13 protein-coding genes are annotated in these 17,489 nt (G+C 66.6%); 7 read left to right on the forward strand and 6 right to left on the reverse strand.

What is annotated here, in order from left to right; all coding sequences use genetic code 11:
- Positions 1-7: 7 nt before the first annotated feature.
- Positions 8-3,934, reverse strand: a complete 3,927-nt coding sequence (locus BMY71_RS07010; RefSeq protein ID WP_092682680.1) for an AsmA family protein — start codon at positions 3,932-3,934, stop codon at positions 8-10.
- Between the two features lie 135 nt (positions 3,935-4,069).
- On the reverse strand, positions 4,070-5,497 hold the full coding sequence (locus BMY71_RS07015) for an FAD-binding oxidoreductase (RefSeq protein ID WP_092682682.1): 1,428 nt from the start codon (positions 5,495-5,497) through the stop codon (positions 4,070-4,072).
- A gap of 141 nt (positions 5,498-5,638) precedes the next feature.
- On the opposite strand from BMY71_RS07015, the gene BMY71_RS07020 reads away from it, so the two are divergent.
- Entirely contained in the window at positions 5,639-6,106 is a 468-nt protein-coding gene (locus BMY71_RS07020) for a thioesterase family protein (RefSeq protein WP_244526002.1), read from the forward strand.
- Between the two features lie 9 nt (positions 6,107-6,115).
- Here the strand turns inward: BMY71_RS07020 and BMY71_RS07025 are convergent, their stop codons facing one another.
- Entirely contained in the window at positions 6,116-6,289 is a 174-nt protein-coding gene (locus tag BMY71_RS07025) for a DUF1328 domain-containing protein (protein ID WP_011503757.1), read from the reverse strand.
- A gap of 318 nt (positions 6,290-6,607) precedes the next feature.
- On the opposite strand from BMY71_RS07025, the gene BMY71_RS07030 reads away from it, so the two are divergent.
- From BMY71_RS07030 to BMY71_RS07045, 4 genes are all read left to right on the forward strand, one after another.
- Positions 6,608-9,154 carry an ATP-dependent helicase gene (locus BMY71_RS07030; RefSeq protein WP_092682686.1) on the forward strand — a complete coding sequence of 849 codons (2,547 nt, stop codon included), beginning with the start codon at positions 6,608-6,610 and terminating at the stop codon, positions 9,152-9,154.
- 3 nt (positions 9,155-9,157) lie between these two features.
- A complete protein-coding gene (locus tag BMY71_RS07035) occupies positions 9,158-9,451 on the forward strand; it encodes a type II toxin-antitoxin system HicB family antitoxin (RefSeq protein WP_092682688.1) in 294 nt (97 codons plus the stop codon).
- A 142-nt stretch (positions 9,452-9,593) separates the two neighbouring features.
- A complete protein-coding gene (locus tag BMY71_RS07040) occupies positions 9,594-10,514 on the forward strand; it encodes an ABC transporter ATP-binding protein (protein ID WP_011503761.1) in 921 nt (306 codons plus the stop codon).
- Positions 10,515-10,516: 2 nt separating this feature from the next.
- Positions 10,517-11,278: an ABC transporter permease gene (locus tag BMY71_RS07045; RefSeq protein WP_092682690.1), complete on the forward strand. Its 762-nt coding sequence runs from the start codon at positions 10,517-10,519 to the stop codon at positions 11,276-11,278.
- An 88-nt stretch (positions 11,279-11,366) separates the two neighbouring features.
- Here the strand turns inward: BMY71_RS07045 and BMY71_RS07050 are convergent, their stop codons facing one another.
- On the reverse strand, positions 11,367-11,708 hold the full coding sequence (locus BMY71_RS07050) for a hypothetical protein (protein ID WP_011503763.1): 342 nt from the start codon (positions 11,706-11,708) through the stop codon (positions 11,367-11,369).
- A gap of 265 nt (positions 11,709-11,973) precedes the next feature.
- Between BMY71_RS07050 and BMY71_RS07055 the strand changes: the two genes are divergently transcribed.
- The gene (locus BMY71_RS07055; RefSeq protein WP_092682692.1) at positions 11,974-12,750 is read left to right on the forward strand and encodes a L,D-transpeptidase; all 777 of its coding nucleotides are present in this window, start codon (positions 11,974-11,976) and stop codon (positions 12,748-12,750) included.
- Positions 12,751-12,812: 62 nt separating this feature from the next.
- Here BMY71_RS07055 and BMY71_RS07060 read toward each other — a convergent pair whose 3' ends face one another.
- Complete coding sequence (locus BMY71_RS07060; RefSeq protein WP_092682694.1) at positions 12,813-15,092, reverse strand: spermidine synthase; 2,280 nt, start codon at positions 15,090-15,092, stop codon at positions 12,813-12,815.
- A gap of 285 nt (positions 15,093-15,377) precedes the next feature.
- Here BMY71_RS07060 and BMY71_RS07065 point away from each other — a divergent pair, with 285 nt between their 5' ends.
- Positions 15,378-16,988 (forward strand): phytoene desaturase family protein, encoded by a 1,611-nt coding sequence (locus BMY71_RS07065; RefSeq protein ID WP_092682696.1) that lies wholly within the window; start codon positions 15,378-15,380, stop codon positions 16,986-16,988.
- 176 nt (positions 16,989-17,164) lie between these two features.
- On the opposite strand, the gene BMY71_RS07070 is transcribed toward BMY71_RS07065, so the two are convergent.
- Positions 17,165-17,434, reverse strand: coding sequence for a hypothetical protein (locus tag BMY71_RS07070; RefSeq protein ID WP_139202611.1), 270 nt, complete (start codon positions 17,432-17,434; stop codon positions 17,165-17,167).
- Positions 17,435-17,489 lie beyond the last annotated feature (55 nt).

Consider the following 17,489-nt stretch of genomic DNA (forward strand, 5'->3'; position numbering starts at 1 on the left):
GCGCGCATTAGTCGGCCGCCCGCGAGTTGTTCGGGGGCGTTAGTACCAATGGCGGGCGCGGCCGGGACGGTCGCGCGTCGCCTGGTACAGGCTTGATTTCCACGGCGGGCGGCAGCGGCGAAAGCTTTTCGCGCGGACTGTTGATGCCCGTCATCGACGCTGAGGGTGGCGGCTGAGTCGGCGGCGGCTTGAGCGTCGTCGGGCGCGGCTGCGACGGCGTTGCGCGGCGCGGATCGGCGTCCGGCAGCGGCACCACAGCTGGCGCCACGACCTGCGGCGATCCGCCGGGCGGCGATCGGACCGGCGGTGTCACAGGCGCGGGCGCGGATAGCACGGGCGCAGAGCCCCCCGGCGCGGAGGTCACTGGCGCAGAGGTTCCCGGCGCATTTGGCGCGTCTCCGGTTTGCCCTGTCCCCGATCGCGTCGCTGTGGTTGCGGAATTCCCCTTCCCCGGACTTGCTGTCGCCGACGGCTGCGACACACCACCCGGCTTTGCCGTTGATAGTCCCGACTCACCTGCGCGCGTGCCCGGCGGGACCGCGCTGGTCGGCTTGTCGGAGGGCGGCGGACCGGGCGACGTGTCCACCGGACGCGAGGCGGGAATAACCGGCGGCTTCACCTCCTGCTCCAGACTTTGCAGCTTCTTGGTCTCGCGATCGATCCGTTGCACCGCAAGCCAGGACGACAGCGCCGACAGATCGACATTGCGCGTCAGCCGCTCCGGCGGCCCGGCCGCAAAGATCCGGATTTCGGGCGGCAGGCCGGGGCCAGCACCGGTCATCGCGAGCGTGGCGCGGAGATCGGCCTGACCGGCCGGAATGTCGTAGCCGCCGGAGATCACCGCGCGGGCTCCCTTAGCCGTCAGTGTCGTCGCCGCAACGCGCAGCCGCCCGTCGGCGAGACTGATCGGAAACTGGACGCTGTCCACCGCCAGCGTCCCGCCCGCCAGTACCGGCTCGATGATCTTCGCGAGGCTCGAATCGTCGATCGGCTTGGCCTGATCGCCGGCGCGCAACGCGACATCGAACGCCTTGGGGTCGAGTCCCGGAATCTGCGCCCGCTCCAGCGTCAGCGTCCCGCCGCCGGCCAGCGCCCCGCTCAACGCCGACGCGCTGCGCCCCGTGCTGTCGAGCGTCATCTGCAGCGACGCCTTCGCCGCCGGCATCATTTGGTCGCCGTAGCGCAGCGCTGTGGCATCGGCGCCGGACACCGCGACATTGGCATCGAGCGCGACGCCGGCATCGCCGGGCTTCGCATGGATCACCAGTTTGGTGTCGCCGCCGCCGAGCTTGCCCTTGGCGTCGAGCGTCAGCGTCCGGCCATCGTGGCGCAGCACGCCGCCGAACGGCTGCAATTCGGCGCCGCCCGGCAGCAACGCGCGCAGCGCCTGAAAACTGAGTTTGCCGCGCCAGCCTCGCAGCAGACCGCGGCCGAGCGGCTCCGCCGGATCGTGGCCGGTGACGCCGAGCGCCAATTGCAGCGCCGGCCCCAGCGCGAGCATGTCGAGCCCCGCCTCGCCATCGACCGCGATCTCGTCGCCGAGCGTCAGCGCCAGCCGCCCGCGCAGCCGCGAGCCACCAAGGCCGGCGTCGACATCGTTGAGGCTCCATTGCCGGCCGGCCACCGTGAGGCGCGAGGTCGCGCTGATCCTCGCCGCATCCGCGCCAGAGCCGGCGAGGTCGAGCAACGGCGCCAGATCGAGCCGACGCGCATTCAGCGACAGCTCGGCCTTGTGCTCGGCTGCCCACGGATCGACCCGGCCATCGGCCTCGAGGTCGAACGCCGCTCCGGTGAGACGCCCCTTCAGCTTCAGCGGCGCCCCCCATGCGCCGGTCGCCGAGGCGTCGAGCGCGCCGCCGCCGTCGCCGGCTGCGAGCGCCCGATCGAGCCCCAGCAATGTCAGCAACGACGCGCCGCGCTCAGCCGACAATCTGCCGTCGAAGCTGATGTCGCTGCGACTGAGCGCATCGGTCTTGAGATCGCCGATGTCGGCGCTGCTCGGCATCGCCTTCAGGGTGACGCTGCCTTTGAGCGGCCGGCTATCGATCTGCACCACCGCTTCGGCTTTGACCTGTCCGGCATTGGTCTTGTCGGCAGCGAGCGTCAGAGCGAGCGACACTTGCGCCGCGCCGGGTGCATCGCCGATCGTCTTCAGCGGCGCGGCGATCCTCGGTGCAATGGGATCGAGCGCGTCGGCAATCGGCCGCAGCGACGGCGCGAGCGCCGCCAGATTGAGCCGGCCGACGCCGTTGCCGCGATCGAGCGCACCGTCGCCCCGCAGCGTGACGCCGCTCGCGCTTCTGGCCTCGAGCTGCTCGAGCGACACGGTGCCAAGTCCGTAGCCGAACCGCGCCCGCAGCGGCCGCCAGGTCTGGCCGTTGGATTTGGCCTCGCCGAAATCAAGCGAGACGCTGGCCTGCTCCGGCCAGTTGTCGCGTGGCCCGGCCAGCGAGCGCGTCAGCTCCGTCGCGGTGTCGAGATCGACGCGGTCGCCTTTCAGCACGGCTTCGACCCGCCCGCCATGGTCGGCGGTGCGGTTGCGATAGGCGACGCGGCCTTGCAGCGTGCCGCCATCGGCCTCGATCTTCAGCGGATCGATCGCAATGCTCTCAGTCGAAGCCGTGACGCTGCCCTGCACCCGCAGCGGCTTCGGCGTGCTGCCGGCGGCCGGTGACCGGCCCTGCAGCCAGGCGGTGAGCAGATCGGGATCGGCGGACTCGATCGTCAGCGCGCCTTTGAACTGATCGGCCGTGCCGGCCGGCCCTGCCCCGCCGCTCAGCGCCAGCCGCGAACCGCCCGGCGCCCGCAGCCCGAGCCGGTCGAGCCGCCACGCTTCTCCGTCCGCGCGCAGCTCCACGGCGATATCGGTCAGCGGCCGGCCGCCGAGCATGATCTGCTCGGCATCGAGCACGATCCGTACCGGCAGCGGCGGCTGCGGCAGCGCGCCGATTCGTTCGCGGAGCTGCGGCAGCCAAATTGCCGAGCCATCGCCGTCCTTGGCCAGCAGCCTGTCGCCGTCGAGCTGGCGAGCCGACAGTTTAGCCGTGAGCAGCGGTGAGGCGCCGAAGCGAAGATCGCCGGAGCCGGCGAGTCTCAGCGCGCGATCCTCCGCGCCCCACGACGCCTCGAGCTGATCGAGCGCCGCCAGCGCAGGACCCGCCTTGACCTTCGCCGAGATCCGCCACGGCGTTCGCGCCGGGTTGGTCGCAACCGCCGAAGCCGACAGCACCGCCGTGCCGTCGAACCGTGGTGACCGATCGTCGAAGGCAAGCAGCCCGTCGAGATCGGCGGACATGCCACGGCCGGCCTGATCGATGGTGATGTGCAGCCGCGTGCCGTCGCCATCGGTTGCGCGGCCGACCGACAGACGGAACGGGTAGCGCGTGCTGTCCAACAGGAAATTGCCGTCGCCCCGCAGCGAACTCCCCTGCGCGCGCAGGTCGCCGGCGAAGGCGATGTCGCCGAGCTCGATCGTGGAGCGGCTGGCAGCATCGTGCAGCGCGATCCGTCCGGTCAGATTGAGCCGGTCGATCGACAGCGCCGCAAGATTGGAGAGGCCGGAGGCCGGCCAGTCGAGCCGCCCCCTGGAATCGAGCCCGAGGTCGAGCGCGAAGCCGTTAACTGTGAGGACGTCGGCACGCCACTCGCCGCGCATCAGCGCGCCGAGGCTGAACTCGACGTCGAGCTTGGCGGCGCGGATCCGGCCGGGATCGTTGGCGCCGCCGATCGTGACATCGCGCAGCCGCAGTGTCGGCGTCGGCAGCAGCCGCGCATCCAATTCGCCGGCCACCCGGACGGGAGCGCCAGCGCGCCGCGTGGCTTCAGCCTCGAACTGATCGCGGAACTGGTTCCAGTCGATGACATACGGCCCCACCAGGGCGGCGAGCAGCGCGAGAATCAGCGCAATGGCCAGACCGAGCAACGTCGTCTGCAACGCGATTTCCCCTCGGGCGATCAGCCGCCCAGGCCGAGCATCAATAACTCCGTATTTTCAACGCATAACAACGAATGATGGCGAACTCACAGCAATCTCCGCCTGAAGCGGAGTGATCGCGGAAAGACCCGCTCCTCAAAGAGCTTGCGGCAGGATCTTGCCGGGATTGAAGATGTTCTGCGGGTCAAGCGCCTGTTTGATCGCACGCATCGCCTGCAAGGCCTCGATGCCGAGCTCAGCCTTGAGATATTTCTGCTTGCCTTGGCCGATGCCGTGCTCGCCGGTGCAGGTGCCGTCCATCGCCTGCGCCCGCTCGACCAGCCGGTGCATGAACTCGTCGCCGCGCGCCATCTCGTCGGCATCGTTGACGTCGCACAGCAGCGAGCAGTGGAAGTTGCCGTCGCCGACATGGCCGACGATCGGCGCCAGAAGGTTCAGCCGCGCCAGATCCGCCTCGGTCTCGGCGACGCAATCGGCGAGTCGCGAGATCGGCACGCAGACGTCGGTGGCGACCACGCCGACGCCGTCGCCGGAGCGCAGCGCCCGCACCGACCAATAGGCGTCGTGCCGGGCCTGCCAGAGCTTGTTGCGGTCTTCGGGCCTTGTGGTCCAGGTGAACTCGCCGCCGCCGCAGTCCTTGGCGATCTCGCCGAAATTCCTCGACTGTTCGCCGACCTCGACCTCGCTGCCATGGAACTCCAGCAGCAGCAGCGGCGCCTCCGGTAGCGTCAGCTTGGAATAGGCGTTGCAGGCGCGGACCTGCGCCTCGCTCAACAGCTCGATCCGCGCCACCGGAATCCCGGTCTGGATCGCGAGGATCACCGCCTGGCAGGCATCCTTCACCGACGGGAACGAGCACGACGCCGCCGCGATCACCTCGGGGATGCCGCGCAGCTTGATGGTCAATTCCGAGATGATGCCGAGGGTGCCTTCGCTGCCGACGAACAGATGCGTGAGGTCGTAACCGGCCGCCGACTTCTTGGCCCGGGTGCCGGTGGTGATGATCTCGCCGTCGCCGCGCACCACTTTCAGCGCCAGAATGTTGTCGCGCATGGTGCCGTAACGGACGGCGTTGGTGCCGGAGGCGCGGGTCGCCGCCATGCCGCCGATCGAGGCGTCGGCGCCGGGATCGATCGGGAAGAACAGCCCCTGGTCGCGCAGATTTTCGTTCAGCGCCTTCCGGGTGACGCCCGGCTGGATGACGCAATCGAGGTCCTCGGCGTGCACCGCGAGGATCTTGTTCATGTCGCGCAGATCGATGCAGATGCCGCCGGCCGGAGCGTTGACGTGGCCCTCGAGCGAGGTGCCGGTGCCGAACGCGATCACCGGCACGCTATGCCGGGCGCAAATCCGCACCACGTCCTGAATGTCGGCAGTTTCCTGCGCCATCACCACCGCGTCCGGCGGCTGGTTCGGCAGCCAGGTCGTGGTGTGGCCATGCTGCTCGCGCACCGCGAGCGAAGTGACGAGGCGGTTGCCGAAACGCGCCGCGAGCGCTTCAATGGCGCTCGCCACCGATTGCGGCTCTGCACGCTTCGGAATGTTGGTGATGGTCAGGCCCACAATAAATCCTCCGGCTCTGATCGACCGTGGCAAAGGACGCCGGAGGGGTCAAGGGAGGACAAATTGACTTTGGATCGAGACCTTAACGCAGCTTCAGACACAACGATTGTTGCGGCGCCCGCGCCGTTTGTTTCATCGGTGATGCAGATCGAACCGGGATGGATCGACTATAACGGCCATCTCAACATGGCCTATTACAACGTGCTGTTCGACCGTGCGGTCGATCAGCTGTGGCTCGAACTAGGCATCGGTGCGGACTATCTGAGCGAGCGCGGCGGCTCGACCTTCACCGCGGAATGCCACGTCCGTTATCTGCGGGAAATCCACCTCGGCGACCCGGTCAAGATCGCGGTGTACATCGTCGCCGCCGACGACAAGCGAATCCACACCTTCGAGGAGCTGCGCCACGCCGAGGACGGCTGGCTGTCCGCGACCTCGGAAAACATGTCGATGCATGTCGACATGGGATCGCGGAAGGTCGCGCCATTTCCGCCTGACATCCGCGCCCGCATCGAGCGAGTCGCCGAAGCGCATCGCGCGTCGCCGCGACCCGAGGGCATCGGACGTCACATCGCGATGCCCTCGAAGCGTGCGGCCACGGCGCGTTAGAATGACGCGCTAGACTCGCGTGCGTCCGCGCGCGAGGCCGACGACGGCCGAGATCAGGAACAGCACGACCGCGATGAAAAAGATCACCTTGGCGATTTCGATGGAGGCGCCGGCGATGCCGCCGAAGCCGAGAATGCCCGCGATCAGTGCGACGACCAGAAAAGTAACAACCCAACTCAGCATGGGACGCTCTCCGTTTCGCTTGGGGCGCAAGTCCGTTCGCGCGGGCCTGGCCTTTTGAATTTGCGCGGCTGCCACAGCCGCGCCGTCTGGCGAAACAATCCGTCGCTGAAACGAAGGTTCCAGCGCGTTCCGGCGCGTGCGAGGGCATAATTTGCGGCGTCTTCGCGGAACGAAATCGCGAGTGGCAGGAATTGCACAACCGCCCTGCGCGGAAAACCTGTCGGTTCGCGCCCGCAGACCCTATATCGCCTGATAATCCTGCTATGAAGGCTCCCCATCGCAAACCCGCGGTGCCATCGTGGGTCAAAGACGATTCGCATGACTGAACCGAACAAGCGCGCCAATCTCGACCTTTCCGGCTATCAGCCCGCTGCCGGCGGCATCGCCGCGCGGGCGCGCGCGTCCGCGGCGCCGGCCTATTTGTCCGGGCTCAATCCGGAGCAGCGCGAGGCGGTCGAGTCGCTCGACGGCCCGGTGCTGGTGCTCGCCGGCGCCGGCACCGGCAAGACGCGCGTGTTGACCACGCGGATCGCGCACATCCTCTCCACCGGCCGGGCGCGCCCCGCCGAGATCCTGTCCGTGACCTTCACCAACAAGGCCGCGCGCGAGATGAAGCTGCGGCTCGGCCAGATGCTCGGCCAGGCGGTCGAGGGCATGCCGTGGCTCGGCACCTTCCATTCGATCGGCGGGCGAATCCTGCGCTATCACGCCGAACTGGTGCAGCTCACCTCGAACTTCACCGTGCTGGACACCGACGACCAGATCCGGCTGCTGAAGCAATTGCTCGCCGCCGACAATATCGACGACAAGCGCTGGCCGGCGCGGATGCTGGCCGGCCTGATCGACGGCTGGAAGAACCGCGGGCTGACGCCGTCGCAGGTGCCGGCCGGCGAAGCCGCGAGCTTCGGCAACGGCCGCGGCGGCAAGCTCTACGCCGCCTATCAGGAGCGGCTGAAAGTTCTCAACGCTGCGGATTTCGGCGATCTGCTGCTGGAGAACATCCGGCTGTTCCGCGAGCACCCCGACGTGCTGCGGCAGTATCAGGGCCGCTTCAAGTTCATTCTGGTCGACGAGTATCAGGACACGAACGTCGCGCAGTATCTCTGGCTGCGGCTGCTGTCGCAGGCGCCATCACAATCGTCATTGCCGGGCTCGACCCGGCAATCCATCACATCTCGAGAAGATGGATCACCGGGTCTCGACGCTTCGCGTCGGCCCGGTGATGACGATAAAGCAAGCGGCGGCGTCCAAACCACAGCCCCCAAGAACATCTGCTGCGTCGGCGACGATGATCAGTCGATCTATGGCTGGCGCGGCGCCGAGGTCGACAACATCCTGCGCTTCGACCACGACTTCCCCGGCGCCAAGGTGATCCGGCTCGAACGCAACTATCGCTCGACCGGCCACATCCTAGCCGCCGCCTCGCATCTGATCGCGCACAACGAGGGGCGGCTCGGCAAGACGCTGCGCACCGAGGACGTCGACGGCGAGATGGTGACCGTCACCGGCGCATGGGATTCCGAGGAGGAAGCCCGCGGCATCGGCGAGGAGATCGAGCAGCTGCAGCGCCAGGGCCACAAGCTCAACGAAATCGCGATCCTGGTGCGCGCCTCGTTTCAGATGCGCGAATTCGAAGACCGCTTCGTGACGCTCGGCCTGCCCTACCGCGTGATCGGCGGACCACGGTTCTACGAGCGCGCCGAAATCCGCGATGCGCTGGCTTATCTGCGGGTGATCAATTCGCCCGCCGACGACCTCGCCTTCGAGCGCATCGTTAATGTGCCGAAGCGCGGCCTCGGCGACGCCACCGTGCAGATGCTGCACGACCACGCCCGCAAGCGGAAGATCCCGCTGTTCGAGGCGGCGCGGCTGGTGATCGACACCGACGAGATGAAGCCCAAAGCGCGGAGTTCGCTGCGCGGCCTGATCGAGAATTTCGAGCGCTGGCAGGTGCAGCGCAATGCGCTGTCGCATACCGAACTCGCCGAGATCGTGCTCGACGAGAGCGGCTACACCGAGATGTGGCAGAAGGACCGCTCCGCCGACGCCGCCGGCCGGCTGGAAAACCTCAAAGAACTCGTTCGCTCGATGGAAGAGTTCGAGAACCTGCAAGGTTTCCTCGAACACATCTCGCTGGTGATGGACCGCGACGGCGCCGCCGACGAGGACGCCGTCAGCGTGATGACGCTGCACTCCGCCAAGGGGCTGGAGTTCGAGACCGTGTTCCTGCCCGGCTGGGAGGAAGGCCTGTTTCCGCATCAGCGCGCGCTCGACGATCAGGGCCGCGCCGGGCTGGAAGAGGAACGCCGTCTCGCCCATGTCGGCATTACGCGCGCGAGACGCCGCGCGAAATTGTACTTCGCCACCAACCGCCGGATTCACGGCACCTGGAACACCACGATCCCGTCGCGCTTCCTCGACGAACTGCCGCAGGCCAATGTCGAGATCACCGAGTCGAAAGGCGGCTCCGGCTGGGGCGGCATGAGCGGCTACGGCCCGTCGCGCTTCGACAATGTCGAGTCGTTCGGCTCGAGCTATTCCACCCCGGGCTGGCAGCGCGCGCAGGCCCAGCGCGGGAAAAACGGCGGCGGCGGCCGCAGCGGCGGTGGCGGCTTCAGCGAGAGTAGCTCGCCGTTCTCAGACCGCGGCGCATCCCCGGGCGCCCGCCGGGCCCCGTTCACGATCGAGGGCGAGCTGGTGGCGAAATCCACCGGCGCCGAATCCGACTTCACGCTGAGCGATCGCGTCTTCCATCAGAAATTCGGCTACGGCCAGGTGACGAAAATCGACGGCAACAAACTCACCATCGCCTTCGACAAGGCCGGCGAGAAGAAGGTGGTCGATAGTTTCGTGCAGCGGGTGTAGGCGATGACGCACTACATCGCCTTGATCCACAAGGACCGCGACGGCAGCTACGGCGTGTCGTTCCCGGATATTCCCGGCGTCGTGACTGCTGGTGATTCGATCGAGGAAGCGATGCAGGAGGCCGCGGAGGTCCTGATCTTCGCGGCGGAGGATTGGACCAACCCGGATGGCTCGACCGTTTTCAATCCGCCACGCACGATCGACGAGCTCGGGAAAGACCCGGCGTTCGTCGAGAGCAGCAAGGACGCCATCGTCGCCCTGATTGAATATCCCGCCCGCGCCCACGCGGTTGAATAGGTACGTTGAACCCGCGAGGGTTCCTCACGCAATCGCCGGGGCCGCTGTCGGTTGCGCGGGCTCCTGACCGTCATTATGTAAGCCGCCCGCACGACCGCTGCGTTCCGCCGCCCCTCCCCAGCGCACACGCCAACGAGCCCGCATGGCCCCGATCATTTCCGTTTCCAATCTCAGCAAGACCTACGGCACCGGCCGCAAGGCGCTGAACGACGTCAATCTCGACATCATGGCCGGCGAAATCTTCGCGCTGCTGGGTCCGAACGGCGCCGGCAAGACCACGCTGATCGGGACGATCTGCGGCCTCGTCAACGCGACCGAGGGCAAGGTCACCGTCGACGGCCATGACATCGTCGACGACTATCGCGCGGCGCGCGAGATGATCGGGCTGGTGCCGCAGGAACTGCACACCGACGCGTTCGAATCGGTGTGGGACACGGTGAGCTTCAGCCGCGGCCTGTTCGGCAAGCCGAAGAATCCGGCGCATATCGAAAAGGTGCTGCGCGACCTGTCGCTGTGGGATCGCAAGGACAGCCGGATCATCACGCTGTCCGGCGGCATGAAGCGCCGGGTGATGATCGCCAAGGCACTCAGCCACGAGCCGCAGATCCTGTTCCTCGACGAGCCGACCGCCGGCGTCGATGTCGAGCTGCGCAAGGGGATGTGGGAGGTGGTGCGGGCGCTGCAGGCGACCGGCGTCACCATCATCCTGACCACGCATTACATCGAGGAAGCCGAGGAGATGGCCGACCGAGTCGGCGTCATCAACAATGGCGAACTGATCCTGGTCGAAGAGAAGACCGCTCTGATGCAGAAGCTCGGCAAGAAGCAGCTCGAGCTCTATCTCGACGAACCGCTCGGCGCGATCCCGCCGCAGCTTTCGGCCTACGAGCTGGCACTCGCCGACGACGGCCGCAAGCTGGTCTACACCTACGACACCCGCGCCGGACACACCGGCATCACCGCGCTGCTCGGCGACATCCGCGCCGCCGGCATCCACTTCAGCGATCTCGACACCAGCCAGTCGTCGCTGGAAGAAATCTTCGTCAGCCTGGTGAGGGCGTGAGCATGAACCATCGGGCTGTCAAGGCGATCTATCTGTTCGAGATGGCGCGGGCCTGGCGCACGCTGATGCAGAGCATCGTGTCGCCGGTGCTGTCGACCTCGCTGTATTTCATCGTGTTCGGCGCGGCGATCGGATCGCGCATCGATCAGGTCGAGGGCGTCAGCTACGGCAGCTTCATCGTGCCCGGCCTGATCATGCTCTCGGTGCTGACGCAGAGCGTGTCGAACGCCTCGTTCGGCATCTACTTCCCGAAATTCACCGGCACGATCTACGAAATCCTCTCGGCGCCGGTGTCGTTCCTGGAAGTCGCGCTCGGCTATGTCGGCGCCGCGGCGACCAAGTCGATCATTCTCGGCCTCATCATCCTCGCCACCGCGGGGCTGTTCGTGCCGCTGAAGATCGCGCATCCGTTGTGGATGCTCGGCTTCCTGGTGCTGACCTCGGTGGCGTTCAGCCTGCTCGGCTTCATCATCGGCATCTGGGCCGACGGATTCGAGAAGCTGCAGGTGGTGCCGCTGTTGATCATCACGCCGCTGACGTTCCTCGGCGGCAGCTTCTATTCGATCTCGATGCTGCCGCCGGTCTGGCAGACGGTGGCGATGTTCAATCCGGTGGTTTATCTCGTGTCCGGCTTCCGCTGGAGCTTCTACGAAATCGCCGACGTCGATATCGGAATCAGCGTCGCCGCGACCTGCGGCTTCCTGTTGCTCTGCATGGCCGTGGTCTGGTGGATTTTCCGGACCGGCTACCGGCTGAAGGCCTGACGCCGCTGCCGCCGGCGCGGCATTTGATCGGGCAGCAAAAAAGGCGCGGCCATTGCGGCCGCGCCTCGTTCACCATCAGGATTGTGTGTCAGCGCCGATAGCACCGGAAATTGCCGCTGCGGGTGTAGTAACCGCGGCAGCGATGAGCGCGATGGTAGCGCGGCCCGTGGTTCGGCAGCCCGAGCACGCCGTTGACCGCGCCCACCGCGCCGCCGACACCGGCGCCGATCGCTCCGCCGACAACGCCACCCACCGGACCCGCCGCGCGATTGCCGTGATACGAGCCGTCCTGCGCGCCGCGAACGATCCCCTGAGAGTGACCCGCGGTCGGGATCGCGAGCAGCGCCAAGGCCAGCGCGGCCGCGGCCAGCATCGCCTTCAGCGGCGTGTGGTCGGCGCGAATGGCGAGCGTCTTCGTTTTCGTCTTCATCGATGTCCATCCTTCGGGATTTGTCCCCCGATCGATCGTCGGAGCAGACTTGCGACAGGTTAACCCCCGGCCGACGCTTCGGTTCCATTCACCTTGATTTCGCCGCAGCTCGGTCTTGGCCTCGCCCGAGCGAGCGGCGAGTTAACGATGCCCGGGGTTTTTCTGTTGCGACGCGGAGGCTACTGGAAACTGCGATGGCCGCTGTGCATATTACCTGCGGGGACGGGCATTCAAGTCGAAGGATCGGGCCGAGGAGGCCGGCATCATGCGTTCGTATCTCGTTTCCCTCACCGGTCTGATCCTGCTGGCGGCGTCCACTGCTCAGGCAAAAGTCGCGATCACCGTCGACAAGGACAATCAGGAAATGACCGTCGCGGTCGATGGCGTCGAACGCTATCGCTGGCCGGTCTCGACCGGCAATCCGTCGCACGAGACGCCGAACGGATCGTTCCGCACCTTCCGGATGGAAGCCGATCACTACTCGAAGGAGTTCGACGATGCGCCGATGCCGCACGCGATCTTCTTCACCCGTCAGGGCCACGCGATCCACGGCACCGACGCCGCAGGGAAGCTCGGCGTGCCGGTGTCGCATGGATGCATCAGGCTCTCGCGCGACAACGCCTCCACGCTCTATGCGCTGGTCGAGAAAGACGGCGTCCTCAATACAACCGTGAACCTGACCGGATCGTCGCGGGTGGCTCTGGCGAAGCAACCCGGCAACAAGGCGAACACCGCGGTGGCGCGCCGTGCTCCGGCGCCGAGCTATGACGGCGCCGGCGAACCCGTCGAACTGGCGCCCCGCGCGCAGCCGCGGGTGGCCAGACCGCAAGTCGCCGACGACGGCTTCATCTATCCGGCCGACGGCAATGACGGCCGCCGATATCCGGCGCCTCCCGGCTATCGCCGCGGCTACGCCCAACAGCAATATCAGCCGCAATATCAGTATCAATATTCCGAAGATGACAGCTACGCGGCGCAGGTCTACGCCCCTCGTCGCAGCTATCAACCGCGCGGCTATTACGGCGGCTACTCGGACGACTGAGACCCGAGCTTCACGCCTTCCGAACGCGCGGCCGCCCGGACGGTCGCGCGTTTTTCTTTGCGCTATTCGTCGCCCTCGCGCAGCCGGCGCCACACCGCGCCGAGCACGTTGGAATAGTCGTCCGTCCAGACCCGTTGATGAGGGCGCGGCTCGGTCAGGGTCCAGTCCTGCGACGAGGCGATCGAACCGACATCATCGGGCTGCCGCGCCGAGATCACCACGGACGTCGCGAAAATATAGTCGGCGTCGCGCTCCGGGTCGTCGGAATAGGTCCAGCTCTTCATGCCGTTGGTGCCGGCGATGCCGACCACCACGCTTGCCAGTTCGAGATGCCGGTTGGAGACGTGCATCAGCACCGCGCCCTGCGGCGCCAGCTTCGACTTGTAGATCGCCATCGCCTCCCGGGTCGCGAGATGGATCGGGATCGCGTCCGACGAATAGGCGTCGACCACGATCAGATCGTAGGCGCCGTCCGGCTCGTTGGCGAAGGTCAGCCGCGCGTCGCCCATCACCGGCTGCAGGTCGGGCGCGCATTTGCTCACATAGGTGAAGTATTTCGGATCGCGCGCGGTATCGACCATCGATTGGTCGATCTCGAAAAACCGCCAAGTCTCGCCCGGCTGCGCGGCGCAGGTCAGCGATCCCGAGCCGAGTCCGATCACCGCGACACGCAGCGGCTCACCCTTGCGTGCGCGGATCGCCGCGATCCCCTGCCCGATGCCGCCATCCTTGTAGTAATAGGTGATCGGCTCCGGCCGGCCGCTGATGGGCGTGCCGTCATCATTCAGCATTTTCTCGGCGCCGTGGATCGTCGTGCCGTGCAGCAGCACGTGATACTGCCCGTTCGACGTCACCTGAATCTTGTGAACGCCGAAGAAGCTGCGCACCGTCTCGACCTTTCCGTCGTCGGAGGGGTAGAGCCGGATCAGCGTCAGCGCCAACACGACGGTGGCGAACACTTTCCAGCGGCTGGCGCGCAGCGCCAGCGCCGCGAAGGCCGCCACTGCGGCGACGTCGCCGACGATCAGCATGCGATTGATGCTGATCCACTCGAACACATTGTTGGCGCTGAACGATGGCGCGATCAGCGCCACCGCAAGGGCGGCAAGGAACGCCCAGTACCAGCGCGTCCAGGCCGGAACCCGCTCGATCATGTTCGGCCGGCACAGCACCGCCAGCGCCAGCAGAATCGGATATTCGGCAATCCAGGAGAAGCTGTAAGGCGCGACCAGGCCGGCAAACAGCCCGCCGACCATGCCGCCGAACGACAGCGCGACGTAGAAGCCGGTGAGATGGCGTGCGTCCGGACGTGTCCGCGCCAGTTCGCCATGGCAGGCCATCGCGATCACGAAGAACGACACCAAATGGCCGCAGAGCATCAGCAGCAGATTGGCGGTGCCAGCATAGGCGAGCAGCACGGCGATCACCCCGATCGCGACCGGCTGCGCGGCCAGCATCCATTTGTGCGGCAGCAGCGGCCGCGACTGGAACACCAGCACCCACGTCAGCAGATACAGCGACAGCGGCAGGACCCACAGCAGCGGCGCGGCCGCGACGTCGGTCGAGACATGCGCGGTGACCGCGATCAGCAGACCCGACGGCACCGCGGCGAGAAACACCCAGCGCGCACGCAACGTCCAGGACGGCGCGACCGCGGCGGCGCTTTGGTCGCTGCTCGCGCTGATATCCATTTTCGGCGAGCGCAGCAGCAGGTAGCCGCAGCCGGCGATCAGCAGGATCAACAGGCCGTAGCCGCCGGTCCACACGATATTCTGCGAGCGCAGCGTCAGCGTCGGCTCCAGCAGCACCGGATAGGACAACAGCGCCAGGAAGCTGCCGATATTGGACGACGCGTAGAGGAAATACGGATCGGGTCCGTTGGGGTGGCCGGTGCGTACGAACCACGCCTGCAGCAGCGGATTGTTGGCGGCAAGCGCAAAGAACGGCAGGCCGATCGACACCGCGAACAGGCCGAGCAACCAGAACGCGTAGCCGCTCGAGGGCGGCGTGCCCCAACCACCGGCGATCGACAGCGGCAGCGTCAGCATCGCGGCGATCAGCAGCGCGAGATGAATCGCGACGGGAACGATGCGGTTGCGGAACTGGCTGATGTAATGCGCATAGGCGTAGCCGCCGAGCAGCAGCGACTGGAAGAACACCATCGCCACCGACCACACCGCCGGCGAGCCGCCCAGCCGGGGCAGCACCATTTTGGTGAACAATGGCTGGACCGAAAACAGCAGCAGCGCGCTGGTGAAGATCGCCCCGGTGTAGACGATCAGGATCACCCGGTTGCGCGCTTCGGAATTATGAGCGGCAGCGGGCGGCATCGGATCGGTCATGCAGTCTCCAAAGCGGATCTCCGGCGGCGGCCGGTGCGGCAAAGTGGCAGGTATTCGTCACGGCGGCGGCAGGGCCGCCACGGCCGAGGGTCTGTATCCTGAGGCGTCCGGATTTTACAATCGCAGAACCGAAGGCCGCTATCCACTCGGATCAGACCGGCGCGACGTTGTGCCTAGTCGGGTACGACCTCTTGTGCGGGGTCTGCAAGTCTTTGATAACCCAGTGTGGACACCTTGTGGCCGGCGGCGACGCCGGGGCCATTTCTCGACCATTCTGGAACACCAATGTCCGATCCCGACGTGCTGATCATCGGCGCCGGCCATAACGGCCTCACCTGCGCCGCCTATCTGGCGCAGGCCGGGCTCAAGGTGAAGGTGGTCGAGCGCCGCAGTGTGGTCGGCGGCGCTGCGGTGACGCAGGAGTTTCATCCTGGCTTTCGCAACTCGGTTGCGGCCTATACGGTCAGCCTGCTCAACCCTCAGGTGATCGCCGATCTCCGATTGCACCAGCACGGGCTGCGCATCGTCGAGCGCCGAGCGCAGAACTTCCTGCCTGCGCCGGGCGGCAAATATCTGCTGACGGGCTCGAAATACACCGCGAAATCGGTGGCGCATCTGAGCCGCCACGACGCCGGCAAAATCGACGGCTTCACCGCCGAACTGGAAACGATCGCCGACGTGCTGCGGCATTTCGTGCTGCGCGCGCCGCCCAATCTGGTCGAGCGTTTCGGCGTCGGCGCGATCCGCGAAGGCGTCGCGGCGCTGGGAACAGCCAACCGCCTGCGCGCGCTGTCGCTGGAACAGCAACGGCTGCTGCTCGACCTTTTCACCTGTTCGGCCGGCGAGATGCTCGACGCGCGGTTCGAGAACGATCTGGTCAAGGCGCTGTTTGGCTTCGACGCGATCGTCGGCAATTACGCAAGCCCCTACGCCGCCGGTTCCGCCTATGTGATGTTGCATCACGCCTTCGGTGAAGTGAACGGCAAGAAGGGCGTCTGGGGCCACGCAATCGGCGGCATGGGCGCGATCACCCAGGCGATGGCGGCTGCGGCCCGCGCCGCGGGGGCCGAGATCGAAACCGGCGCCGGCGTGCGCGAGGTGCTGGTCGAGCGCGGGCGCGTCGTCGGCGTCACCCTCGACGACGGCCGCAGCCTGCGCGCCAAATACGTCGCCGCTAACATCAATCCGAAACTGCTCTACACCCGGCTGCTACCGAAGGACGCGCTGCCGGTCGATTTCCTCCGCCGTATGCAGGCGTGGAAGAACGGCTCCGGCACTTTCCGGATGAATGTTGCGCTATCCGGCCTGCCCTCGTTCGAGGCGCTGCCCGGTGCGGGCGACCATCTCACCGCCGGCATCATTATCGCCCCCAGCCTCGACTACATGGACCGGGCTTACATCGACGCCCGTCAGCACGGCTGGAGCCGCGAACCGGTGGTCGAAATGCTGATCCCCTCGACGCTGGACGACTCGCTGGCGCCACCCGGCCAGCACGTCGCCAGCCTGTTCTGCCAGCACGTCGCGCCGCAATTGCCCGACGGCGTCTCCTGGGATGATCGCCGCGAGGAGGTCGCTGATCTGATGATCGCGACCGTCGATCGCTACGCCCCCGGCTTCGCCGCCAGCGTGCTCGGGCGACAGATCCTGTCGCCGCTCGATCTCGAGCGCGACTTCGGCCTGCTCGGCGGCGACATCTTCCACGGCGCGCTGAGCCTGAACCAGCTGTTCTCCGCCCGCCCGATGCTCGGCCATGCCGACTATCGCGGCCCGCTGAAAGGGCTCTATCACTGCGGCTCCGGCGCCCATCCCGGCGGCGGCGTCACCGGCGCGCCCGGCCACAACGCCGCGGCAACGATCCTCAACGACCACCGCAGCCTGTTCAAAGCGCGTGGATAAATCTGTGCGTAACGCTGTGGATATGCTGTGGAAAAGCTGAGCTTAAAGCTGTGCGCGAAGCTGTTGATAGGGTGTGGGCGCCCTGGGGATAAGCTCGGACACTACAAGTCCTGATCAACGAGACGGACGGCTGATCGAGAGCTGATCCGTCTCGCGTGACGGCGCGCCCCTCTCGATCACCCTTTCAGGCACCGCCGCGCTGCGGCAATCTGGGCCCAGGAAAATCCGTTCTTGACGGCCCAGGTGATCGACTTGGCGCGGCCGTGTTCGGCGACGTGGTGGCGAATAGTTGCGCAATCGATCGCAGGCGGATCGGAGGGTTGCACCTCCTTGGCAAATGCCGCTTGCGAGCCGGCCAGCACGACGCACGCACCGACGGCAAATGTCGCTAGCATGCGACTGGAACGGGCGCGGCGGCCCGAGAAAATTCTGCTGGTGTTAGTCATTCCGCCTTCCCTGTTGCATCCGCTCATCTCGAGCATTGGGGCGGCGCCGTTGCTC

The organism is Rhodopseudomonas pseudopalustris, from assembly GCF_900110435.1.
Taxonomy (GTDB): Bacteria; Pseudomonadota; Alphaproteobacteria; order Rhizobiales; family Xanthobacteraceae; genus Rhodopseudomonas; species Rhodopseudomonas pseudopalustris.